A 21,752-nucleotide genomic window follows, 5' to 3' on the forward strand; every position below is an offset into this window, starting at 1 on the left:
AGGACTCCTGCACCCCGCCCGCAGTGGCGGGCGGGGTGATCATGCTCAGTAGTGGATGACGGTGCGGATGCTCTTGCCTTGGTGCATCAGATCGAATGCCTCGTTGATCTGCTCAAGCGGCATGGTGTGGGTGATGAAGTCATCGAGGCGGAACTCGCCCTGCATGTAGCGCTGCACATAGCTCGGCAGTTCGCTGCGACCGCGTACCCCGCCGAAGGCGCTGCCGCGCCAGACCCGACCGGTCACCAGCTGGAACGGACGGGTGCTGATCTCCTGACCCGCTCCGGCGACGCCGATGATGACCGACTCGCCCCAGCCCTTGTGGCAGCACTCCAGCGCTGCGCGCATCACCTTGACGTTGCCGATGCACTCGAAGGAGAAGTCGACGCCGCCATCGGTCAGTTCGACGATCACCTCCTGAATCGGTTTGTCGTAGTCGTTCGGGTTGATGCAGTCGGTGGCACCCAGCTTGCGGGCCAGTTCGAACTTGCTCTCGTTGATGTCGATGGCGATGATGCGACCGGCCTTGGCCAGACGAGCCCCGATCACCGCCGAGAGGCCGATGCCCCCCAGCCCGAAGATGGCGACGCTCTCACCCTCTTTCACCTTGGCGGTGTTCATCACGGCGCCGATGCCGGTGGTGACGCCACAACCGAGCAGACAGACCTCTTCCAGCGGGGCGGCCGGGTCCACCTTGGCGATGGAGATCTCCGGCAGTACCGTGTATTCGCTGAAGGTGGAGGTGCCCATGTAGTGATAGATGGGCTGGCCATCTTTCGAGAAGCGGGTGGTGCCGTCCGGCATCAGCCCCTTGCCCTGGGTGGCGCGGATCTTCTGGCAGAGGTTGGTCTTGCCGGATTTGCAGAATTTGCACTCGCCGCACTCGGGGGTGTAGAGCGGGATCACGTGATCGCCGACTTTGACGCTGGTGACCCCTTCGCCGACCGATTCGACGATGCCGCCCCCCTCGTGGCCGAGAATGCAGGGGAAGACCCCTTCCGGATCTTCACCTGAGAGAGTGAAGGCATCGGTGTGGCAGACACCGGTGGCGACGATGCGCACCCGCACCTCGCCCGCTTGCGGCGGCATGACCTCGACCTCTTCGATGGAGAGGGGCTGACCCGGGCCCCAGGCGATGGCGGCTTTACACTTGATGCTTTGAACCTGTGCCATGAATGACATCCTTCTTGTTGAGCAGGGTGAACAGAGATGAGTTCGGACAGTCAGTGTAGTTTCCCGCCGATTTGGTGATAATGAGGGCAAATCTCAAATCACTTTTACACACAGGTAATAATGTTCGGCTGGGAAGGGATCTGTGAATTTGTCAGCGTGGCGGAGCAGGGGGGCTTTACCCCGGCGGCGCGCAAGCTGGGAGTGTCGGTGGCGCAGGTCAGCCGTCAGGTGGCACAGCTGGAAGATCGGCTGCAGGCCAAGCTGCTGCTGCGTACCACCCGTCAGGTGCGGCTCACCGAACTTGGCGAGATTTACTATCGCCACTGTCGTCAGCTGCTGGACAACCTCTACGAGGCGGAGCTGGCGGTGGGGCGCCATCAGGCGGTACCGCAAGGGTCGCTGCGCATCACGGCACCCGTCTCCTACGGCGAGAGCCGCATCGCCCCGCTGGTGAACGACTTCATGGTGCGTTTCCCCCAGCTGGAGGTGACCCTCAACCTCACCAACCAGCTGCTGGACCTGGTGCACGAAGGCTACGATCTGGCGCTGCGGCTTGGCCACCTCAAGGATTCGACGCTGGTGGCACGCAAGCTGGCGCAGCGGGTGCCCTATGTCTGCGCCTCACCGGCCTACACCGCTCGCCACGGCATGCCCAACAGCCTCTCCGAGCTGACCCGCCACACCTGTCTGGTGGGCAACAGCGACGAGTGGCACTTCACTCTGGATGGCCGCCCCCACAGCGTGCGGGTGCGCGGCCTGCTGCAGTGCAACAGCGGCCACGCCCTGCTGGATGCGGCGCTCAAGGGAATCGGCATCATCCAGCTGCCGGACTACTACGTGAGCGACCATCTGGCCCGAGGCGAATTGATCGAGCTGCTGCCCGAACTGCGGGCCCCGGCGGAGGGGATCTGGGCCCTCTATCCCCATAACCGCCACCTCTCCCCCAAGGTGCGGATGCTGGTGGACTACCTCGCCGAGCGGCTGAGCGACCCGCACCAACCGGCACTGGTGATGCCTATAGGCTAGGGCGTCTCTCGCTCGTTGGCTCACTGGTGGAAATCTCATGGCCAGAAAATAAAAGAGCCCTTGAGGAATCAAGGGCTCTTTTGCAGGCAACAACCGGATAGTCAGCGACCCATCATTCGATGTTCTGGATCTGCTCGCGCATCTGCTCGATCAGGACTTTCAGCTCGACGGCGGACTGGGTCACTTCGGCGTTGATGGACTTGGAGCCAAGCGTGTTCGACTCGCGGTTGAACTCCTGCATCATAAAGTCGAGACGACGGCCGCAGGCGCCACCCTTTTTCATGATCTTGTTGGTTTCGCTGATGTGCATCTCCAGACGATCCAGCTCTTCGGCCACGTCGATCTTCTGGGCCAGCAGCACGATCTCCTGCTCGATGCGGGCCGGATCCAGCTCAACCTTGGCTTCGGCCAGACGGTCGGTGAGCTTCTGGCGCTGCCACTCGATGATCTGCGGCAGGTGGACGCGCACCTTCTTCACTTCCACCTGAATACCGGCCAGACGCTGCTCGATCAGCGCCTTGAGGTTGGCCCCTTCGCTGGCGCGGGAGGCGAGGAAATCTTCCATGGTCTGGTCAAAACCGCCGAGCAGCTCGGTGGCGACCGCGTCCATGTCCTGCTCGGCGGCAGCCATGACGCCCGGCCAACGCAGTACGTCGACCGGATTGAGTTGGCCCTGACCCGCCTCTTTCATTACCCAGCTGGCGCTGTCGATGATGAGCTTGGCCAGCTCTTCATTGATGTGCAGCTGGCTGGCTGCGGCCTGAGCAGCCTCGAAACGCAGGTTGCACTCCACCTTGCCGCGCTGCAGTTTGGCGCGGAAACGCTCACGCAGTACCGGTTCCAGGCTGCGCAGTTGCTCCGGCAGGCGAATGTAGGTTTCCAGATAGCGCTGGTTGACCGAACGAATTTCCCAAACGGCTGTGCCCCAGTCGCCCTTGAATTCCTTGCGGGCGTAGGCGGTCATGCTGTGAATCATTGATTGTTCCGGGCTTGATGAAGTGTGCGGCCAGTATACTCAGCCCGGCCCTGCTCGTCAGCCGATGCCGTGGTTTTAGCGGCTGATATTTGGGGCGGGATCACTTATAATCCCCCGCCAATTTGAGCCAGCCCAGAGGTCCGTTCCATGTCACGTCCAAGCGATCGCAGTGCCGCGCAACTTCGCCCGGTTACCATTACCCGCAATTTCACCAAACATGCAGAAGGCTCAGTGCTGGTGGAGTTCGGTAACACTCGCGTGCTCTGCACCGCCAGCGTCGACACCAGCGTGCCTCGCTTCCTGAAAGGGAAGAACCAGGGCTGGGTGACTGCAGAATACGGCATGCTGCCGCGCTCCACCCACTCCCGGATGAACCGCGAAGCGGCCTCCGGCAAGCAGAGTGGCCGCACTCTGGAGATCTCCCGGCTGATCGCCCGCTCCCTGCGCGCAGCGGTAGACCTGACTGCGCTGGGCGAGCACTCCATCACAGTTGACTGTGACGTGCTGCAAGCCGATGGCGGCACCCGCACCGCCTCCATTACCGGTGCCTGCGTGGCGCTGGTGGATGCGCTGAACTGGATGGTCGAGAAGGGCATGATCAAGCAGAGCCCGCTCAAGCAGATGATCGCCGCCGTCTCCGTCGGCATGTATCAGGGAGAAGCCATCTGCGATCTGGAGTACATCGAAGACTCCGCCGCCGAGACCGACATGAACGTGGTGATGACCGAAGATGGTCGCATCATCGAAGTGCAGGGCACTGCGGAGGCCGAGCCCTTCACCCATGAAGAGCTGCTGGAGATGCTGGCGCTCGCCAAGGGCGGCATCGCCGACATCATTGCGCTGCAGAAGCAGTCGCTCTCCTGATTTTAAAAACGCGGCATTGACCGCGTTTTTTTATACCCCCACACAAGACAACGACAAGCCAAGCAAGGAGCCAGAATGAAAGCCTACCAGCGTCAATTTATCGAATTCGCCCTGGAGAAACAGGTCCTCAAATTCGGTGAATTTACCCTGAAATCCGGTCGTAAAAGCCCCTACTTCTTCAACGCCGGTCTGTTCAACAGCGGCCGCGATCTGGCCCGTCTCGGCCGCTTCTATGCCGCCGCCCTGATGGATGCCGGTATCGAGTTCGATGTGCTGTTTGGCCCGGCCTACAAGGGGATCCCCATCGCCTCCGCCACCGCCGTGCAGCTGGTGGAGCAGCACGATGTGGACGTGCCCTGGTGCTTCAACCGCAAGGAGGCCAAGGATCACGGCGAGGGCGGCAATCTGGTGGGCAGCCCGCTCAAAGGTCGCATCATGCTGGTGGACGATGTCATCACCGCCGGTACCGCCATCCGCGAATCCATGGATCTGATCCAGGCCAACGGCGCCTCGCTGGCGGGCGTGCTGATCGCGCTGGACCGTCAGGAGAAGGGCAAGGGCGAACTCTCCGCCATTCAGGAAGTGGAGCGTGACTACGGCGCCCACATCATCGCCATCATCCAGATGAGCGACTTGATCCAGTATCTGGAAGAGAAGCAGGCCGAACAGCCGGAGCTGGCAGCGCAACTGGCGGCCATGAAGGCTTACCGCGCTCAGTACGGTATCTGAGTTCAGCTCACACCGCGCAATAGCTGAATGCGGCGCCCGTTTGCTCTCTGGCAGCAAACGGGCGCCGTTTTTTCATCTGCAAAAAGTGGATCATGTGGCTTGAGCTTGCCCTTACAGTAAAGGTTAGGGTTTGCCAGTCGGCGTTTTGTGGTGCCGACGGGTTCCGGGGAGGAACAACATGACCACTCATCTTCAATCACCCATTCATCTGCAGTTGCCGCTCAGCGGCATGAGCTGCGCCAACTGCGCAGGCCGCATCGCGACCAGCCTCAACAAACTCGACGGGGTATCGGCCACCGTCAATTTCGCGCTGGAGCAGGCGGCTATCGAGTTGGCCAGCCCCGACCGCCTGCCTGTGGTGCTCGACAGTATCAAGAGCCAGGGTTACGACTACGGCAGCGAGACCCTTTTGTTTCAAATTACCGGCATGACATGTGCCGGTTGTTCGGCCCGCCTGAACAAGATGCTGGCGGCGCTGCCCGGCGTTATCTCGGCCGAGGTCAACTTCTCCATCGAACAGGCCCGGGTCGTGCTGGTCCCCGGGATGCAGACCCCGGCCGCTTTGCGCGAGCAGATCGAAGCGCTCGGCTTTGGTGCTCAGCTGGCACAAGGCTCGGCCAGTGGCCGCCGCCAGCAGTTGCTGGAGCGGGAAGCGCAGGAGGCCGCCACAGCCCGTCAGGCTCAAACTCGGGTCATCGTCTCGGCTTTGCTGACGTTGCCGCTGCTGGTGGGGATGCTGGCCATGGCCGGACTGTTCCCCTGGCATCTACCCGCCTGGCTGGAGCTGCTGCTCGCCACCCCGGTGCAGTTCTGGATCGGCGCCCGCTTCTATCGCGGTGCCTGGCTCGCCATCAAGAACCGCGCAGCCAATATGGATGTGCTGGTAGCAACCGGCACCAGCGCCGCTTACTTCTACAGCCTCTATCTGTTGTTGACGCTGGGGATGGCTGCTAGCGGCAAGCTCTATTTCGAGGCGAGCGCCATCATCATTACCCTGATCTCCCTCGGCAAGTTGCTGGAGGCACGGGCCAGACGCAGCACCCAGTCCGCCATTCGCGAACTGATGGCGCTGCGGCCGGAAACCGCCACCGTCTGGCGTGGCGAGAGCTGGCAAAGCGTCGCCATCGACGAGGTGCTGCGCGGCGATCGGCTGCGGGTGCTGGTGGGCGAGCGGGTGCCGGTGGATGGCAAAATCGTTAGCGGCGCCAGCGAACTGGACGAATCGATCCTCACCGGCGAGAGTCTGCCGGTGCCGCGCAGTGCGGGCGACAAGGTGCTGGGCGGAGCCATCAACCGCTCCGGCGTGCTGGAGATCGAAGCCACGACCGTGGGGGAGGATTCCAGCCTCAGCAAGATCATCGCGCTGGTGGAGAGTGCCCAGATGGGCAAGGCACCGCTGCAGCAGCTGGTGGACAAGGTCTCCGCCGTGTTTGTGCCGGTGGTGATGGCCATTGCCCTGTTCACCCTGCTGGTGTGGTACGCCATCAGCAACGACTTCGGTCAGGCGCTGCTGGCAGCGGTGGCGGTGCTGGTGATCGCCTGCCCCTGTGCGCTGGGGCTGGCGACCCCGGCGGCCATTGTCACCGGCACTGGCGTCGCGGCGCGCCACGGCATCCTGATCAAGGATGTGGATACCTTGCAGAAGGCCCACGCCATCAAGGCGCTGATCTTCGACAAGACCGGCACGCTCACTCAAGGCAAGCCGGTGCTAGCCAGCTGGAGCGGCAATGACGAGCAGTTGCATCTGGCCGCCGCCCTGCAGCAGGCGAGCGAACACCCGCTGGCGCTGGCGATGCGCGAGGCGGTCGGCAGCGGGGTGGCACTGCCTCAGCCCGACGCGGTCGAGGTGCGGGTCGGTGCCGGCATAGTCGGTCAGGTGGCGGGCCACAGTGTCGCCATCGGCAATGGTTCCCTGCTAGCCCAGCTCGGCATTGAACCGCCGCAACAGGATGAACAAGCCGCCGATGGGGCGACCCGGGTTTGGGTTGCCATCGACGGTGCTGTGGTTGGTATCGCTGCTTTGGCCGATACCCTGCGCCCCGAGAGCCCGGAAGCCATCGCCACCCTGCGCCAGCGCGGCATCGCCAGCTGGCTGGTGAGCGGCGATGCACCGGCGCCGGTGGCCCATATCGCCGCCAAGCTGGGGCTGGACGGGGCCTTTGACTCCGTGCTGCCAGCGGGCAAGGTGGAGAAAGTGGAGGCGCTGCGGGCGCAAACCCGCGGGATGGTGGCCATGGTGGGGGACGGGGTGAACGACGCCCCGGCGCTGGCGGCGGCGGATGTCGGTATCGCCATGGGCTCCGGCTCCGACGTGGCGATGGAGACCGCTTCCATCACCCTGATGCGCTCTGATCCGCGGCTGGTGGCCGATGCCATCGACATCTCGGCGGCGACCTGGCGCACCATACAGCAGAATCTGTTCTGGGCCTTCGTGTTCAACATCATTGGCATTCCGCTGGCGGCGCTAGGCTACCTGAGCCCCGAGCTGGCGGGGGCGGCCATGGCCCTGAGCAGCATCACCGTTTTGAGCAATTCCCTGTTATTGAAACGCTGGCAGCCCAGGGCGGCGCACGGGCCAGCATCCAACCCGATCAGTAAGGAGGCATAAATGAACATCAGCAAGGTTGCCAAGGCCACTGGGCTGACCGCCAAGACCATCCGTTATTACGAGAGCATTGGCCTCATCACAGCCCCGGTACGCAGTGACAACGGTTATCGCAGTTACACCGAGGGGGCGCTGCGCGAGCTGCGTTTCGTCAAGCGGGCGCGGGAGACCGGCTTCAATCTGGAAGAGTGTCAGGAGCTGCTGGCACTCTATCGGGACGAACACAGAACCAGCGCCCAGGTGAAGAAGCTGGCGCAGGAGAAGATCGTCGATCTGCGCGCCCGCATTGCCGGTTTGCAGGCCATGCTTACCTCCCTGGAAGGGTTGGTTTGCTGCTGCCACGGGGATGAAAATCCCGAGTGTCCGATCCTCGATGAATTGGAGAAGGGGTGAGCAAGGACTCACCTGCCAGCGCAGAAGAAATCGTTATTGATTGATTAACTTCTTAATAAGCGGCGCTTTATTGTTGCGGGTCAGGGGGTAATGGTAGACTGCTCGGCTCTTGTACAGGAGTACTCAGTTGACCCAGAGTGTGACACGTCAGGTTAAGCAGGCCATCATGGCCCAGCTCTATACCCATGCATCGTTCAGTCTCCCCTGTTTGGGCGTGTTGGCATTTGGCTGGAGTCTGCTGTTTCACGACTATCTACCCGCCATCGAAGCACTCGGTTGGCTGGCAGGCACTTTCCTGTGGCTACTGGGTCGGGGCTGGCACCTGCGCTGGCGCCGAGCCCGCCTGCACCAGACGCCGTTGCCGGTGCTGGAGCGGGAGCTCTTTATCGGAGCCACCATCACCTCCATCATCTGGGCCCTCGGGGTGCTGCTCTACATGGACAAGCTGCCCGATACCTACCGGGCCGCCATGATGATGCTCTCCAGTCTCATTCTTACCGGCAGCGCCATCATGCTGTTTGGCAGCCGCCGCACCCTCTATGGTTCCGCCCTGCCGCTGGGCATGGCGATGCTGTTCGAGCTGGGCAATGGCAACGAGCAGGAGCGGATTGTCTCCTGCATGCTGGCGGGCTATCTGTTTGTCTTTCTGCCGACCCTGTTGCGCCGGATGCGGCGGGATCAGATCGCCTCGCTCCACCACCGTTTCTCCAACGCCGAGCTGGTGGCCGAACTGAAGGCGGTCTCCGAGCATTTGCGTCTCACCTCCCGCCTCGACGGCCTGACCGGCATCGCCAACCGCGCCCATCTCGACGACTCTCTGGAGCGGGCCTGGCGGCGCTGCCATCGCGCCCGGGCGCCGTTGTCGCTGGTGCTGGTGGATGTGGATTACTTCAAGCAGTTCAACGATCTCTACGGCCATCAGCTGGGGGATGACTGTTTGCAACAGGTGGCTGGTTTGCTGGCCGAGGTGGAGCGGCGCGAGGACGATCTGGCGGCCCGGTACGGGGGCGAAGAGTTCGCCTTGCTGCTGCCCTGCACCGGCATGCAGGGGGCACTGCAGGTGGCCGACAATGTGCGGCAGGCGCTCAAGGAGCTGGCCATCCCGCACCAGAAGTCACTGGTCTCCGGTCGGGTCACATGTAGTTTTGGTGTTGCGACACTGATACCGGACAACAGCATGAAAATCGCCGATTTGATCCAAAAAGCGGATGCGGCCCTGTATCAGGCCAAGCATAATGGGCGGGATCGAATCGAAGTAGCCTTGATGGGTAAGGTTGCCTGAATTTAACGTGACAGATTAAAGAGGTTGTCTATGCAATGTCATCGTATCGAAGAGCTGCTGGAGTTGTTGCAGCCTGCCTGGATCAAGGAACAGGATCTCAGCCTGGTGCAGTTTGTTGCCAAACTGGCCCAAGAAGCGGGATTTGAAGGGCCTCTGTCCGAGCTGACCGACGACATGCTGATCTATCACCTCAAGATGCGGGAATCCGACAAGCAGGCGATGATCCCCGGTCTGGCCAAGGATCATGTGCCCGATTTCAAAGAGGCACTGCTCAAGGCTCGCGGAATCAAGTGAATCTTTAGCGGAAGCGCATCACCTCGTGGTGATGCGCTTTTTTGTTGCCGAAAATTGCGATCCAACCCCAATATTAGATACATCTAATCCACACAATTAGCATGCTGTTTAAGATATAATCCGCTCCATAACAAATAAGGGAGCGATGTCTTGCAATGGCCGACCACGATAAAATCGATATCAAGGACGTCACCAACAAGGGCGTAACCGGGACCTTCAACCCCAATACGTTCAAAGCCAGCGACGACAGATTCAACCCGGGCAACCGCATCTATGTGCGGGCCCAGAAAGGGTATTGGCAGCGGATGCGCAAGGCCATGGGCTGGTTCTTTGTGGCGCTGTTCGTGCTGCTGCCCTGGCTGCGTTACGACGGGCGACAGGCGGTGCTGTTCGACCTCGGTCACCAGCAGTTCCATATCTTTGGCGCCACCATCTGGCCGCAGGATCTGACCCTGCTCGCCTGGCTCTTCATGATCGCCGCCTTCGGACTCTTCTTTATTACCACCTTCCTCGGTCGGGTCTGGTGTGGCTATCTCTGCCCGCAGACGGTCTGGACCTTCATGTTCATCTGGTTTGAAGAGAAGCTGGAAGGGCCCGCCAACAAGCGGCGCAAGCTGGACGAGGCGCCCTGGAGCGGCGAGAAGCTGGCCCGCAAGGGGGCCAAGCATCTGGCCTGGCTGGCGATCTCGCTGGTAACCGGCCTGACCTTCGTCGCCTACTTCCAGGATGTAACTGAACTGGTGCCGGACCTCTTCACTCTGCAGGCCAGCGGATGGGTGCTGTTCTGGGTGATCTTCTTCACCATCATCACCTACGGCAACGCGGGCTGGATGCGTGCCATCATGTGTATCCACATGTGCCCCTATGCCCGCTTCCAGTCCGCCATGTTCGACAAGGACACCTTCATCGTCGGCTATGACACCAAGCGTGGCGAGACCCGTGGCGCCCGCTCCCGCAAGGCGGATCCCAAGGCGATGGGATTGGGTGACTGTATCGACTGCGATCTCTGCGTGCAGGTTTGCCCGACCGGTATCGATATCCGCGATGGCCTGCAGTATGAGTGCATCAACTGCGGTGCCTGCGTCGATGCCTGCGACCAGACCATGGAGCGGATGGGCTACCCGAAAGGGCTCATCAGTTACACCACCGAGCACAAGCTGGCCAACGACTCCACCCATGTGGCTCGGCCCAAGTTGATTGGTTACGGGCTGGTGATGGCGGTGATGCTGGGGGTCTTTGTCTACAACGCCATGTCCATCATGCCGATGGGGCTCGATATCCTGCGGGATCGCAACCAGCTGTTCCGCGAAAACAGCGAGGGGCTGATTGAGAACACCTACACCCTCAAGATCCTCAACAAGACCCTGCAGTCCCAGACCTACCAGCTGGATGTGGAGGGCTTGCCCGAGTATCAGTGGTTCGGCCCCCGTGAAGTGACCCTGAAGGCGGGCGAGATCTATACCCTGCCGGTCAGTCTGGCGGTCGACCCCTACAACCTGAAACGACCAACGCTGGATATCCAGTTCGTGCTGAAGCGGGAGGGAGCTGCCCCTGATGACAGCAAGGGCAACCTGCGCCAGGGCAGCAAGTTTATCAGCCGGCTGTAACTGCATGTGGTGGTGTGCCGGATGTGACACCAGTCCGGTCACCAGCGAGCACGGCAATGGCGGTCAGTAGTGATAGAATGGGGCGCAACGGCGCCCCTTTCTTATGGTGGATGACATGCGTTTCAACTATTCCGACCTCAATCCCGACCTCATCATGGATGCGCTCGATCTCAGTGGCCTGCGACTCGACTCCGGCCTTATCGAGCTCAACAGCTACGAAAACCGGGTCTATCAGTTTCAGGATGAGGATCGTCGCCGCTATGTGGTGAAGTTCTACCGTCCCGGCCGCTGGAGCCGGGCCCAGATCCTCGAAGAGCACGAGTTTGCCACCCGTCTCGCAGAGGCTGAGATCCCGGTCGCCGCGCCGCTCGCCTTCGCGGGCGAGACCCTGCTGGAGCACGAGGGTTACCCCTTTGCCATCTGGCAGAGCGTCGGTGGCCGCCAGTTCGAGGTGGATAATCTCGACCAGCTTGAGTGGGTGGGGCGTTTCCTCGGTCGCATTCATCAGATCGGCGCCAGCAAGCCGTTTCACCATCGGGTGCGGCTCGATGTGGAGAGCATGCTGCATGAACCGCGTCAGCTGCTGGCGTCTGGCGAGTGGCTGCCAAGCGGGCTGGCGAAGCAATTCTTCGGGGTACTCGACGAGCTGATCAAGCATGTCAGCGACGCCATGACCCTGGATGTGGCGCAGATCTCCCTGCATGGCGATTGCCACCCGGGCAACATCCTCTGGCGCGATGGCCCCATGTTTGTCGACCTCGATGATTGCCGCACCGGCCCCGCGATTCAGGATCTCTGGATGATGCTGAGCGGCGAGCGCCACGAGCAGCAGATCCAGCTCGATACCCTGCTGGCGGGCTACGAGGAGTTTATGGAGTTCGACTCGCGGGAGCTGGCGCTGATCGAGCCGCTGCGGGCGATGCGCATCGTTCACTACATGGCCTGGCTGGCACGGCGCTGGGAAGATCCTGCCTTCCCCCGTCACTTCCCCTGGTTCAATACCGATCACTACTGGCGTCAACAGATAGCGACACTGCACGATCAGCTGGAGGCACTCAAGGCGCCACCGTTGAGCCTGATGCCAAACTGGTGAAATAGAAGGGATCTTGCGAGGAAAGCGGGACTCGATCTCCGGCCCTGACCATTGACGTCAGCATGGCGAAACAATAGGCTTGGCACTGCTTCGGTTCGCCGGGCGTGCCTCACAGTGATCCCTTAACAGGAAACATCATGAAAAAAGTTCTATTTTTCCTTGCTGCCATGCTGATGATCCCCATGGTTCACGCCGCCCCCGAGTTCAAGGAAGGCGTCAACTACGATGTGGTCAAACAGACTGGCAGTGCTCAGCCGGAAGTGATGGAGTTCTTCTCCTACTATTGCCCGCACTGCGCTACCTTCGAACCGATCGTTGAACAGTTGAAGGCCGGGTTGCCAGAGGGTGTGCCCCTCAAGAAGAACCCGGTTGCCTTCCTCGGCCGCGAAATGGGCCCCGAGATGCAGCGTGCCTACGCCGTTGCCAGCCTGCTCAACGCTGAAGCCAAGCTGACTCCGGCCATCTTCAACAAGATCCACACCCAGCGTCAGCCGCCGATGAGCCGTGACGATGTGAAGAAGATCTTCGTGGATAACGGCGTACCGGCTGAAGAGTTCGACGGTGCCGTCGACAGCTTCGCCGTCTCCGGCATGGTCTCCCAGTTTGATCGCAACACCGAGAGCTACAACATTCGCGGTGTACCGGCTTTCCTGGTGAACGGCAAGTACATGGTGAAGATTGAATCCATCACCTCTCAAGAGCAGTTCAACAAGCTGGTGCAGTTCCTGCTGGCCAAGAAAGACTGATACCCCTTGAGTCGATAAAAAGCCCGCCGGTGTGAACCGGCGGGCTTTTTGTTTTCTGGCGATTTCGAAGATCAGACCCCGACGTGGAACGCCTGTTTGAGGTTGCGGATAAACTCCGCATCCCGGCAGAGGGTCTTGCCCGGGCTGTCGGAGATCTTGGCAACCGGGCCGCCATTGCACTCGATCAGCTTGAAGACGATGTTCATCGGGCTGACACCGGGCAGATCGCAGGTGAGCTTGGTGCCGATGCCGAAGCTGGTGTTGATGCGGCCACGGAAGTGGCGGAACAGCTGCACCGCCTTGTCGAGGTTGAGCCCGTCGGAGAAGACCAGGGTCTTGTCGGTGGGGTCGATGCCGAGCCGCTGATAGTGGCTGATCGCCTTCTCGCCCCACACCACGGGATCGCCGGAGTCGTGACGCAAGCCCTGATAGCTGCTGGCCAGCTCGAAGTCGAAGTCCCGCAGGAAGGCATCCATGGTGATGCAGTCGGTCAGGGCGATGCCGAGATGGTCGGTGAACTCGTCCAGCCAGCTGGTGAGGGCAGCGCGCTGGCTGTGCTCCAGCGGGAAGCCGAGCTGCTGGTGCGCCTGGAACCACTCATGGGCCTGGGTGCCGACCGCGGGCAGCTTGTACTTCTGGGCCAGCATGTAGTTGCTGGTGCCGCGAAACGCCGGCAGCCGCTCCTTGAGGCGACCCACTACCGCATCCTGTACCGCGTGAGAGAAGCGGCGGCGGGTGCCGAAGTCGATGAGGTTAAACTCGCTCATCTCGTCGCTGCTCAGCTCCTTCTCCAGCTTGTCGATCTTCTGATCGAGCCGCTCCAGCGCGTGGCTGACGCCGAACTGGGGGTAGCGGAAGCGGTTGCGCATCTCGCTGATGATGGCGAGCACCGGGATCTCCCACAGGATCACATCCTGCCAGGGGCCCTCGACCCGCACATTGATGCGGCCATCCTGCTCGAACACCTTGAGCAGGGAGGCGTCGAGCGGCTTGCGGCGCAGGTGGTCGAGGTAGTCAGGGGTGAAGAAGGGACGCTCGGCCAGAAAATCGAGCTCTGGCCTGGTCAGTCGCAGGGAACCGGCGAGGCGCAGTTGCTCCTCGATCTGCCCCATCATGGGCAGCAGATCCTCTTCATTGCGGCTGTGAAACTCGGCCACCACCTCGGCATCCGGATAGCGATGGAACACCGCCTGCTGCATATGCAGCTTGTAGGCGTCGGTGTCGAGCAGGCTGGTGAGGATTGGGGGCATATCAGGCTCCTCGCAGACTGGTGAGCACGATGGAGCTCCCCTGCCGCATATGTAACGTGCAGGCGTCGGTGTCGAGCAGGCTGGTAAGAATCGGTGGCATATCAGGCGTCCAGCAGGCGTTGTACATCGATCAGGGTCTGGGCCAGTTCGGCGCCAGCCTCAATCATCTGGGTGTGGGCGCTGGCAACCGTCGCGGGGGCGATGCCACGGCAGGCATCGAGATGGACGATCACCCGGAAACCGGCGCGGCGCAGTTGCAGCACGCTGGTTTTGACACAGTAGTCGGTGGCGAGGCCGCCGACCAGTACGGTATCGACCTTGCGGGCTTGCAGGAATTCGATGAGTCCGGTGCTGCGCCGTTCGGCCAGGTCGTGGAAGCAGGTGCCGTAGGGATGGAGATCCGGTTCGACCCCCTTCCAGACGAAGAAGTCATAGTCGATGGGAGCGGGTAGGCCGTCGAGCAGCTCGAAGCCTTTGCTACCCGGTACGCAGTGCACCGGCCAGGTGAGGTCGGCGTTGGGCAGATCCAGCGGCAGCAGCATGCCGGCGGGGTCAGAAACGGCCCAGTCGGCATTGGCAGGGTGAGAGTCTTTGCTGCCGATCCGCAGCGTGGCGAGGGTGGCCTGAGCGTTGAGCGCAGCCACAATATCATCACCGCCCGCGACGGGCAGTTCGTTCGGGCAGAGGGGGGTAAAGCCCTTCTGCGCATCAATATCCAGGCTGGCGACGGTTCCCATGATTGGCTCCTGCACATACTATTCGTGTGATATTATCTACCAAACATTAATGGAAGGCGAGCAGGGCGATCGGCATGCTGAGAATGAGTCTGGATATGGTGGTGCTGCGGTTGCATGAGGAGCGGCTCGAGCTGCTCCTCGAGACCCGCGATCGCCCCCCCTTTGCCCACTGCTGGCAACTGCCGGCGCTGCGCATCGACGAGACCCGGGATCGGGATCTGGATGCCGCCCAGCGCCGTCTGCTGGCGGAGTGGGGGCTCGGTCACTGCTACAGCGAGCAGGTCTGCACCCTCGGCAATCTGGAGCGGGATCCCCGCGGCTGGTCCACGACCCTGGTCTATCTCTGTCTGGTCGATCCGGAAGTGGAGGCGATCCACGGTTGCTGGCATCCGCTCGCCAACCTGCCGGGGCTGAGCCTCGCCTTCGACCATGTCCAGCTTATCGCCAAGGGACTGGAGCGGCTGCGGATCAAGAGCCGTTACAGCACCCTGCCGCTGCAACTGCTGGGGCCCGAGTTCACCCTCTCCGAGGTGCAGCGCGCCTTCGAAATCATCCTGCAAACACCCATGAATACGGCGGCATTTCGCAAGCGGATCCATCGCGCCGACATTCTGGTGGATACCGGCCGCAAGCGCACCGGCAAACAGCGTCCTGCCATCCTCTACCGGCTGGAGAGCCCCTGCTGCGTGATGTTCGATCAGGTGATGCACGGAGCGGAAGCATGAGTAAGACCAGCGTGCACAAGGTGCTGGTGAGTGCCTGCCTGCTGGGTCAGCCGGTGCGTTACGACGGCCAGAGCAAGGGGATTGTCAGCGACTGGCTGAGTGCGCTGGGTGCCGAGGGGCGGGTGCTGGCCTTCTGCCCCGAAGTGGCGGGCGGTTTGCTGACCCCGCGCCCTCCTGCCGAGCGGCAGGGCGAGCGGGTAGTGACGGCGAGCGGGCTGGATGTGACTGCCGAGTTTGATCGCGGCGCCGCGCTGGCGTTGGCTATTTGTCAGACGCAGGGCATTCGCTTCGCCCTGCTGAAAGAGGGGAGCCCCTCATGTGGCAGCGGCCGTATCTATAACGGCCGCTTCGAAGGGGTCTCTGTGGCGGGCGAGGGCAAGACCACCGCCCTGCTGCGCCGCCACGGGATTGCTGTCTTTTCCGAAGATCAGTTGGCCGAGTTGGCTTCTGCGCTCTCTTTGGATTCCTCCCCGGATTTGGCGGCAACCGGCAGCGGCGTCTGACCGCTCTGCCACCCCTCCAGCACCTCGTCTTTCTCCTGCCAGCGCTGGTTTAGCCACTCCTGAAAACCGCGCTTGAACTGCTTGTCATTGAAGTAATCCCCAATGAGCGCCTCATCCACCGGCAGCTCTTCGATCCGCACCTGAATGCGTTTCACCCGCCCCATCAGGAAGTCCTTGAACGGGGTCTCGGCGTTGTCCGGATAGCGGATGGTGACGTTGATCAGGCTGTCGAATTGCTCGCCCATGGCTGCCAGCGTAAAGGCCAGTCCTGCCGCTTTGGGCGGCATCAGGTGGCGATAGCGGGAGCGGGCAGCATCCCGTTTCTGCTCGGTGAAGCGGGTCCCTTCCACGAAATTGATGACGGTAGTGGGGATATGGCGAAACTTCTCGCAGGCATTACGGGTTGTCTCGATATCCTTGCCGCGCAGGTGCGGGTTCTTCAGCAAAAACTCCCGTGAGTAGCGACGCATAAAGGGCATATCGAGCCCCCAGCAGGCGAGCCCCAACAGCGGGATATAGATCAGCTCGTGCTTCATAAAGAACTTGGGCATCGGCAGCCGGTCGCGGAACAGGTGGCCGAGCACCACGATATCGGTCCAGCTCATATGGTTGCTGATGATGAGATACCAGCCATCCTTGCGCAGCTTGGTATTGTCCTCCACCTGCCAGTCAATACGGGTGGTGAGGCGGATCACCAGCGCATTGCAGGCCAGCCACAGTCTCATGAAGCGGTTGTTGAGGCGGCTGCAGGCGCGACCAAAGGCCGGGATCGGCAGCAGCAGTTTGGCCAGCGACACCAGCAGGATCAGGCTGGCGCACAAGGCGGTGAAAAGGATGGTCAGGCCCGCGCTGATGATCAGCACCAGCGGGCCGGGAAGCAGGGATAGCATGAATGTTTACTGAGCCTTGGTTGCCAGCAGTTGGCTCAGGGTCTGGTCCTTTTCGTGCCAGATCCCGTTCAACCACTGTTGAAACTCTTGTTGGAACTCGGGGTCATTGAAGTAATCCCCCACCAGCTTGCGGTCGATCGGCAAATAGCGGACCTGAACCTTTATTTGCCCGACCCGGCCACACATGAAGTCCCAGTAGCTGGGGATGCCGTCCGGATAGGCGATGGTGACATCCACCAGTTGATGCAACTGATCACCCATGGCGGCCAGAGTAAAGGCGATGCCCCCCGCTTTCGGGAGCAGCAGATGACGATAGGGCGAGCCCTGCTTCTGATGCTTGCTGCCGGTGAAGCGGGTGCCTTCGACGAAGTTCATCACACTCACAGGAATGTGGCGGAACCTGGCACAGGCTTTACGGGTTGTTTCTATGTCTTTTCCCTTCAGATGGGGATGCTTTTCCAGAAATTTCCTGGAGTATCGCCGCATGAAGGGGAAGTCGAGCGCCCACCATGCCAGACCGAGAAAAGGTACCCAAATCAGCTCTTTCTTGAGGAAAAACTTCAGGAAGGGGATTTTTTGGTTAAAAACCCGCTGCAGTACCAGTATGTCGACCCAGGATTGATGGTTGGCAATCACCATATACCACTCATTCCGGCGCCCTTTGTCCACTCCGACCACCTCGAAAGGAGTTTTGATGATGGTTTTCTGGATCAGATTGTTGAAACCGATCCAGCAGCTGGCACAGCCATCCAGCAGCCAGTTGCAGAGGGTGCGCCACCCCTTGAGGGGGAGCAGGAGCTTGAGCAGACCCAGCGAGAAGATGGGGACAAACCAGAAGAGGGTGTTGAAAAAATAGAGCAGGGTGGAGAGGCTGCCGCGCAGTCGCTCTGTCAGCTTGTTGGGCATGAGTCGGGTCCGTCTTGCTGTCGATAAAGGGCCATCAAGTGGTCAGATCTGTGGCCATAATATCAGCCGATTGCCCGTGAGACCATTAAGAGCCGTTACGGAGTCGGACTCACCCTTTCCCTTCTGTCAGCTGCTGCGCAATCGCGATAGCAGCCTGTCCATGGCGCGATAACCGAGCGCCTCGATAAGATGCTCCTTGCCGATGGCGGATTGCCCGGCCAGATCGGCGATGGTGCGCGACACCCGCAGGATGCGGTGCCAGGCCCGGATACTGAGCCCCAGCTTCTGGATGGCATTCTCCAAAAATTCGGCATCTTGCACCGATAAGCGGCAAATATCCTCTATCTCACGGCTATCCAGCAGGTTGTTGAGTTTGCCATTGCGGCTCAGCATCCGCTCTCGCGCTGCCAGCACTCGATCGCGGATCTGCTGGCTAGACTCCCCCCGCTCCGCCTTGCCGGTGAGGCTCCCCTTGGGTAGCAGTGGCACTTCCACAGTCAGATCGAAGCGGTCGAGAAAGGGGCCGGAGAGCTTGCCGAGGTAGCGCAAGATCTGATCCGGGCTGGAGCGGGTCTGGCCGTCACCATAGTGGCCGCAGGGGCTGGGGTTCATGGCGCCGACCAGCTGGAAGCGAGCGGGAAAATCCACCTGACGGGCGGCCCGACTGATGGTGATGTGGCCCGTCTCCAGCGGCTCGCGCAGGGAGTCGAGCACCTTGCGCTCGAACTCGGGCAATTCATCCAGAAACAGAACCCCGTTGTGGGCCAACGATATTTCGCCGGGCCGCGGGTGGCTGCCACCGCCCACCAACGCCACTGCTGAGGCACTGTGATGGGGCGTGCGATAGGGTCTGTGGTGCCAGTGGCCGGCGCGTGGGGTGAGGCCGCCGATGGAGTGGATGGCGGCGGTCTGCTGCGCTTCCTGCTCGCTGAGCGGCGGCAGAATGCCGGGCAATCGGCTCGCCAGCATGCTCTTGCCGGTGCCGGGCGGGCCGATGAACAGCAGGTTGTGGCTGCCGGCGGCGGCGATCTCCAGCGCCCGCTTGGCCTGTGACTGGCCGATCACATCCTGCAGGTCCGGCACATCTGGCAGGCTCTCCGCGCTTTGGGGATCCGGCAGCGGCAGTTCGTACTGGCCTGCCAGCCAAGCTGTGACAGCCAGCAGCTGATGGGCGGTGCGCACCTCGGCATCCTGAATGAGAGAGGCTTCCGGGCCGTTCTCTCGCGGTACCAGCAGGGTGCGCCCCGCATCCCGGCAGGCGAGCACGGCGGGCAGCACCCCGAGCACGGGGCGAATTTCGCCGGTCAGGGCCAACTCCCCCAAAAATTCGTGATCGAGCAGGTATTTTGCGGGTATTTGTTTGGAAGCAGCGAGAATGCCGATAGCGATGGCCAGATCGAAGCGGCCCCCCTCCTTGGGCAGGTCGGCGGGGGCCAGATTGACGGTGATGTGTTTGCTCGGAAACTCGAAGTTGCCGTTGAGCAGGGCACTGCGGACCCGATCCCGCGACTCCTTCACCGAGGTTTCCGGCAGGCCGACCATGTTGAAGGCGGGCAGGCCGTTGGAGAGGTGAACTTCCACTGTAACTTGCGGGGCCGCGATCCCGAGGCTGGCACGGCTATAAACCACAGCTAATGACATAAATCCCGTCCTTGAGTTGATATATGTTCTGACTAACTGCTTGTTGTTGGTTTTTTATTCCAGAGTTCCGGCTGGGGAATAGCCAAAATCAGTGGGTTGTCACAGAAAAAAGGCTTGCCCAATAAAAATCACCGTGCTAGTTCTAATAGCCATTCGCGGTAGAAACCGCCCCAATTTCACAGGATTTCCGGTTGTAACTATGAACATGGCCTCCCGTTTCGTCAGCATTATTGTGGTCCTAGTGGTGATTATTATCTCACCGCTCGGGGCTCGTTTAGCTGCACGGAACAAGGGATAGACCCACCACCGGACAGAACGAAACAAGCGACCCCCGAGCCTCACTGCTCGGGGGTTTTTTTTCGACCAAAGGACAGGATTTTCCACATGAACGGCGCGCAGTTTTTGGTACAGGCTCTCAAGAAACAGGGTGTGACCCAGGTGTTTGGTTACCCGGGCGGGGCCATCATGCCGGTCTACGATGCCCTGTATGACGGTGGTCTGGCCCATCAGCTCTGTCGCCACGAGCAGGGCGCCGCCATGGCGGCGGTGGGCTACGCCCGCGCCTCCGGTCAGGTGGGGGTCTGCATCGCTACCTCCGGCCCCGGCGCCACCAATCTGGTGACCGGTCTGGCAGAGGCGCTGCTCGATTCGGTGCCGCTGGTGGCCATCAGCGGTCAGGTGCCCTGTTCCGCCATCGGTACCGATGCATTTCAGGAGGTCGACGTGCTCGGCATGTCCCTCTCCTGTACCAAGCACTCCTTCATGGTGACCGATGCCGCCGATCTGGGGCGCGTGCTGGCAGAAGCTTTCGCCATCGCCACCGAAGGTCGCCCCGGCCCTGTGCTGATCGATCTGCCCAAGGATGTGCAACTGGCCGCCGTGCCTGCCCAGAGCCCGCTGTTTGCGGTGGAAGAGCCGGAGGTGCTCAACCCCTCGGATCTGGCCGCAGCCCGCACCCTGCTGGCTGTCGCCGAGCGTCCGGTGCTCTACGTCGGTGGCGGAGTGGGCATGGCCAATGCCGAGCAGCAGTTGCGTGACTTTGCTGCCGCAACCGGAATGCCTGCGGTCACCACCCTCAAGGGGATTGGCGCGCTCGACCCCGATAGTCCCGTTTACCTCGGTATGCTCGGCATGCACGGCACAAAGGCGGCCAACTATGCGGTGCAGCAGTGCGATCTGCTGCTGGTGGTGGGTGCCCGTTTCGACGACAGGGTGACCGGCAAGCTGGAGGAGTTCGCCCCCGAGGCCAAGGTGATCCATCTCGATGTGGATGCCGCCGAGTTCGGCAAGCGCCGTGCCGCCGAGGTGGGTATCACCCAGGATCTCAAGCTGGTGTTGCCACGCCTCGCCATGTCCCTCTCCATCGACCCATGGCGTGAGCATTGCGCAAACATGGCCCGGGAGTATGCGTTTCGCTACGACCATCCGGGTCAGGCCATCTATGCCCCAGCTCTGCTCAAGCAGCTCTCTACCCGGCTACCGGATAGCAGCGTGGTGGCCTGCGATGTGGGTCAGCACCAGATGTGGGTCGCCCAACACATGCGCTTCACCAGCCCGCGCAACCACCTCTCCAGCGCCGGTCTCGGCACCATGGGCTTTGGTCTGCCCGCCGCCATCGGCGCCAAGATGTCGCGCCCGGAGGATGAAGTGGTGCTGGTGAGCGGTGATGGCTCTTTCATGATGAACGTGCAGGAGCTTGGCACCATCCGCCGCGCCCAGCTCAAGGTGAAGATGGTGCTGCTGGATAACCAGCGCCTCGGCATGGTGCGCCAGTGGCAGGAGCTGTTCTTCGACGGCCGCTACAGCGAGACCATCCTCTCCGACAACCCCGACTTCGTCGCCCTGGCTGCTGCTTTCGGCATCCCCGGCGAAACCATCACATGCAAGGAGCAGATAGCCGGAGCCCTCGAGCGCCTGCTGGCAAGCGAGAGCGCCTATCTGCTGCATGTGGCCATTTCAGAGGAAGAAAACGTCTGGCCCCTGGTTCCGCCGGGAGTCGCCAACCACCAGATGATGGAGCAACGCCCATGAATCCGCACACCCTTGCCCAACCAGCATTTGCACAACACACCCTGCATATCCACGCCCAGCCCAGACCCGAAGTGATGGAGCGGGTGCTGCGGGTGGTGCGTCACCGCGGCTTCAATCTCTGCGCCTTGAATATGGAGCAGGATTGCCAACAGCTGCGGATCACGGTTACTGTCGAGTCGGTGCGTCCCATCCAGCAGTTGTGGAGCCAGCTGGTGAAGTTGGTGGACGTCTCCCGGGTCGATGCACTGGAACAGCAACCCCGGATCAGAGCTTAAGGAGCC

21 protein-coding genes are annotated in these 21,752 nt (G+C 61.4%); 14 read left to right on the top strand and 7 right to left on the bottom strand.

The features are described 5' to 3' along the window. Window positions 1–45: 45 nt before the first annotated feature. The gene (locus G5154_RS11605) at window positions 46–1,173 is read right to left on the bottom strand and encodes an S-(hydroxymethyl)glutathione dehydrogenase/class III alcohol dehydrogenase (protein WP_120416233.1); all 1,128 of its coding nucleotides are present in this window, start codon (window positions 1,171–1,173) and stop codon (window positions 46–48) included. Between the two features lie 120 nt (window positions 1,174–1,293). Here G5154_RS11605 and G5154_RS11610 point away from each other — a divergent pair, with 120 nt between their 5' ends. Continuing rightward, window positions 1,294–2,199 carry a LysR substrate-binding domain-containing protein gene (locus G5154_RS11610; RefSeq protein WP_043851532.1) on the top strand — a complete coding sequence of 302 codons (906 nt, stop codon included), beginning with the start codon at window positions 1,294–1,296 and terminating at the stop codon, window positions 2,197–2,199. A 112-nt stretch (window positions 2,200–2,311) separates the two neighbouring features. Here the strand turns inward: G5154_RS11610 and G5154_RS11615 are convergent, their stop codons facing one another. Then, a complete protein-coding gene (locus G5154_RS11615) occupies window positions 2,312–3,175 on the bottom strand; it encodes a YicC/YloC family endoribonuclease (protein ID WP_005342032.1) in 864 nt (287 codons plus the stop codon). A gap of 147 nt (window positions 3,176–3,322) precedes the next feature. On the opposite strand from G5154_RS11615, the gene rph reads away from it, so the two are divergent. From rph to G5154_RS11660, 9 genes are all read left to right on the top strand, one after another. Further along, the gene (gene rph, locus G5154_RS11620) at window positions 3,323–4,039 is read left to right on the top strand and encodes a ribonuclease PH (RefSeq protein WP_005339589.1); all 717 of its coding nucleotides are present in this window, start codon (window positions 3,323–3,325) and stop codon (window positions 4,037–4,039) included. Window positions 4,040–4,114: 75 nt separating this feature from the next. Next, window positions 4,115–4,768: an orotate phosphoribosyltransferase gene (pyrE, locus tag G5154_RS11625; RefSeq protein ID WP_010676102.1), complete on the top strand. Its 654-nt coding sequence runs from the start codon at window positions 4,115–4,117 to the stop codon at window positions 4,766–4,768. 178 nt (window positions 4,769–4,946) lie between these two features. Then, entirely contained in the window at window positions 4,947–7,376 is a 2,430-nt protein-coding gene (locus G5154_RS11630) for a heavy metal translocating P-type ATPase (protein WP_421250934.1), read from the top strand. Then, window positions 7,377–7,766 carry a Cu(I)-responsive transcriptional regulator gene (gene cueR, locus G5154_RS11635; protein ID WP_005356117.1) on the top strand — a complete coding sequence of 130 codons (390 nt, stop codon included), beginning with the start codon at window positions 7,377–7,379 and terminating at the stop codon, window positions 7,764–7,766. A gap of 127 nt (window positions 7,767–7,893) precedes the next feature. Next, window positions 7,894–9,048, top strand: coding sequence for a GGDEF domain-containing protein (locus tag G5154_RS11640; protein ID WP_005339596.1), 1,155 nt, complete (start codon window positions 7,894–7,896; stop codon window positions 9,046–9,048). 30 nt (window positions 9,049–9,078) lie between these two features. Beyond that, window positions 9,079–9,342: a YihD family protein gene (locus G5154_RS11645; RefSeq protein ID WP_005339598.1), complete on the top strand. Its 264-nt coding sequence runs from the start codon at window positions 9,079–9,081 to the stop codon at window positions 9,340–9,342. A 155-nt stretch (window positions 9,343–9,497) separates the two neighbouring features. Further along, window positions 9,498–10,949 carry a cytochrome c oxidase accessory protein CcoG gene (ccoG, locus tag G5154_RS11650; protein WP_421250933.1) on the top strand — a complete coding sequence of 484 codons (1,452 nt, stop codon included), beginning with the start codon at window positions 9,498–9,500 and terminating at the stop codon, window positions 10,947–10,949. Window positions 10,950–11,052: 103 nt separating this feature from the next. After that, on the top strand, window positions 11,053–12,042 hold the full coding sequence (locus G5154_RS11655) for a serine/threonine protein kinase (protein WP_040095068.1): 990 nt from the start codon (window positions 11,053–11,055) through the stop codon (window positions 12,040–12,042). Between the two features lie 137 nt (window positions 12,043–12,179). Then, window positions 12,180–12,788, top strand: coding sequence for a thiol:disulfide interchange protein DsbA/DsbL (locus G5154_RS11660; protein ID WP_005356138.1), 609 nt, complete (start codon window positions 12,180–12,182; stop codon window positions 12,786–12,788). 71 nt (window positions 12,789–12,859) lie between these two features. On the opposite strand, the gene pncB is transcribed toward G5154_RS11660, so the two are convergent. Next, complete coding sequence (pncB, locus tag G5154_RS11665; protein WP_005342020.1) at window positions 12,860–14,038, bottom strand: nicotinate phosphoribosyltransferase; 1,179 nt, start codon at window positions 14,036–14,038, stop codon at window positions 12,860–12,862. A gap of 101 nt (window positions 14,039–14,139) precedes the next feature. Continuing rightward, on the bottom strand, window positions 14,140–14,775 hold the full coding sequence (locus tag G5154_RS11670; RefSeq protein ID WP_005357452.1) for a nicotinamidase: 636 nt from the start codon (window positions 14,773–14,775) through the stop codon (window positions 14,140–14,142). A gap of 74 nt (window positions 14,776–14,849) precedes the next feature. Between G5154_RS11670 and G5154_RS11675 the strand changes: the two genes are divergently transcribed. Together G5154_RS11675 and G5154_RS11680 are read left to right on the top strand one after the other, a co-directional pair. Beyond that, window positions 14,850–15,500, top strand: a complete 651-nt coding sequence (locus G5154_RS11675; protein ID WP_005339607.1) for an NUDIX hydrolase — start codon at window positions 14,850–14,852, stop codon at window positions 15,498–15,500. After that, window positions 15,497–16,003, top strand: a complete 507-nt coding sequence (locus G5154_RS11680; RefSeq protein ID WP_421250932.1) for a DUF523 domain-containing protein — start codon at window positions 15,497–15,499, stop codon at window positions 16,001–16,003. Before G5154_RS11675 ends, G5154_RS11680 begins: the two co-directional genes overlap by 4 nt. Here the strand turns inward: G5154_RS11680 and G5154_RS11685 are convergent. The 3 genes from G5154_RS11685 to G5154_RS11695 all read right to left on the bottom strand — a co-directional run bounded on the left by G5154_RS11685 (window position 15,928) and on the right by G5154_RS11695 (window position 19,440). Continuing rightward, complete coding sequence (locus G5154_RS11685) at window positions 15,928–16,893, bottom strand: acyltransferase (protein WP_421250931.1); 966 nt, start codon at window positions 16,891–16,893, stop codon at window positions 15,928–15,930. The two genes, G5154_RS11680 and G5154_RS11685, sit on opposite strands and share 76 nt — an antisense overlap. 6 nt (window positions 16,894–16,899) lie before the next feature. Then, complete coding sequence (locus G5154_RS11690; RefSeq protein ID WP_043823224.1) at window positions 16,900–17,799, bottom strand: acyltransferase; 900 nt, start codon at window positions 17,797–17,799, stop codon at window positions 16,900–16,902. A 126-nt stretch (window positions 17,800–17,925) separates the two neighbouring features. Continuing rightward, window positions 17,926–19,440 (bottom strand): YifB family Mg chelatase-like AAA ATPase, encoded by a 1,515-nt coding sequence (locus G5154_RS11695; RefSeq protein ID WP_139407044.1) that lies wholly within the window; start codon window positions 19,438–19,440, stop codon window positions 17,926–17,928. A gap of 384 nt (window positions 19,441–19,824) precedes the next feature. Here G5154_RS11695 and ilvG point away from each other — a divergent pair, with 384 nt between their 5' ends. Together ilvG and ilvM are read left to right on the top strand one after the other, a co-directional pair. After that, window positions 19,825–21,471: an acetolactate synthase 2 catalytic subunit gene (ilvG, locus tag G5154_RS11700; RefSeq protein WP_421250930.1), complete on the top strand. Its 1,647-nt coding sequence runs from the start codon at window positions 19,825–19,827 to the stop codon at window positions 21,469–21,471. Continuing rightward, complete coding sequence (gene ilvM, locus G5154_RS11705) at window positions 21,468–21,746, top strand: acetolactate synthase 2 small subunit (protein ID WP_005342011.1); 279 nt, start codon at window positions 21,468–21,470, stop codon at window positions 21,744–21,746. The genes ilvG and ilvM overlap by 4 nt, the downstream gene beginning before the upstream one ends. Window positions 21,747–21,752 lie beyond the last annotated feature (6 nt).

Origin of the sequence: Aeromonas sp. 600527 (assembly GCF_049175415.1) — a bacterium.
Classification (GTDB): Bacteria; Pseudomonadota; Gammaproteobacteria; order Enterobacterales; family Aeromonadaceae; genus Aeromonas; species Aeromonas veronii_A.

Coding starts and splice junctions, on each gene's coding strand:
- G5154_RS11605 (WP_120416233.1), bottom strand. CDS start 1,173: ATGGCACAGGTTCAAAGCATCAAGTGTAAAGCCGCCATCGCCTGGGGC.
- G5154_RS11610 (WP_043851532.1), top strand. CDS start 1,294: ATGTTCGGCTGGGAAGGGATCTGTGAATTTGTCAGCGTGGCGGAGCAG.
- G5154_RS11615 (WP_005342032.1), bottom strand. CDS start 3,175: ATGATTCACAGCATGACCGCCTACGCCCGCAAGGAATTCAAGGGCGAC.
- rph (WP_005339589.1), top strand. CDS start 3,323: ATGTCACGTCCAAGCGATCGCAGTGCCGCGCAACTTCGCCCGGTTACC.
- pyrE (WP_010676102.1), top strand. CDS start 4,115: ATGAAAGCCTACCAGCGTCAATTTATCGAATTCGCCCTGGAGAAACAG.
- G5154_RS11630 (WP_421250934.1), top strand. CDS start 4,947: ATGACCACTCATCTTCAATCACCCATTCATCTGCAGTTGCCGCTCAGC.
- cueR (WP_005356117.1), top strand. CDS start 7,377: ATGAACATCAGCAAGGTTGCCAAGGCCACTGGGCTGACCGCCAAGACC.
- G5154_RS11645 (WP_005339598.1), top strand. CDS start 9,079: ATGCAATGTCATCGTATCGAAGAGCTGCTGGAGTTGTTGCAGCCTGCC.
- ccoG (WP_421250933.1), top strand. CDS start 9,498: ATGGCCGACCACGATAAAATCGATATCAAGGACGTCACCAACAAGGGC.
- G5154_RS11655 (WP_040095068.1), top strand. CDS start 11,053: ATGGTGGATGACATGCGTTTCAACTATTCCGACCTCAATCCCGACCTC.
- G5154_RS11660 (WP_005356138.1), top strand. CDS start 12,180: ATGAAAAAAGTTCTATTTTTCCTTGCTGCCATGCTGATGATCCCCATG.
- pncB (WP_005342020.1), bottom strand. CDS start 14,038: ATGCCCCCAATCCTCACCAGCCTGCTCGACACCGACGCCTACAAGCTG.
- G5154_RS11670 (WP_005357452.1), bottom strand. CDS start 14,775: ATGGGAACCGTCGCCAGCCTGGATATTGATGCGCAGAAGGGCTTTACC.
- G5154_RS11675 (WP_005339607.1), top strand. CDS start 14,850: ATGCTGAGAATGAGTCTGGATATGGTGGTGCTGCGGTTGCATGAGGAG.
- G5154_RS11680 (WP_421250932.1), top strand. CDS start 15,497: ATGAGTAAGACCAGCGTGCACAAGGTGCTGGTGAGTGCCTGCCTGCTG.
- G5154_RS11685 (WP_421250931.1), bottom strand. CDS start 16,893: ATGCTATCCCTGCTTCCCGGCCCGCTGGTGCTGATCATCAGCGCGGGC.
- G5154_RS11690 (WP_043823224.1), bottom strand. CDS start 17,799: ATGCCCAACAAGCTGACAGAGCGACTGCGCGGCAGCCTCTCCACCCTG.
- G5154_RS11695 (WP_139407044.1), bottom strand. CDS start 19,440: ATGTCATTAGCTGTGGTTTATAGCCGTGCCAGCCTCGGGATCGCGGCC.
- ilvG (WP_421250930.1), top strand. CDS start 19,825: ATGAACGGCGCGCAGTTTTTGGTACAGGCTCTCAAGAAACAGGGTGTG.
- ilvM (WP_005342011.1), top strand. CDS start 21,468: ATGAATCCGCACACCCTTGCCCAACCAGCATTTGCACAACACACCCTG.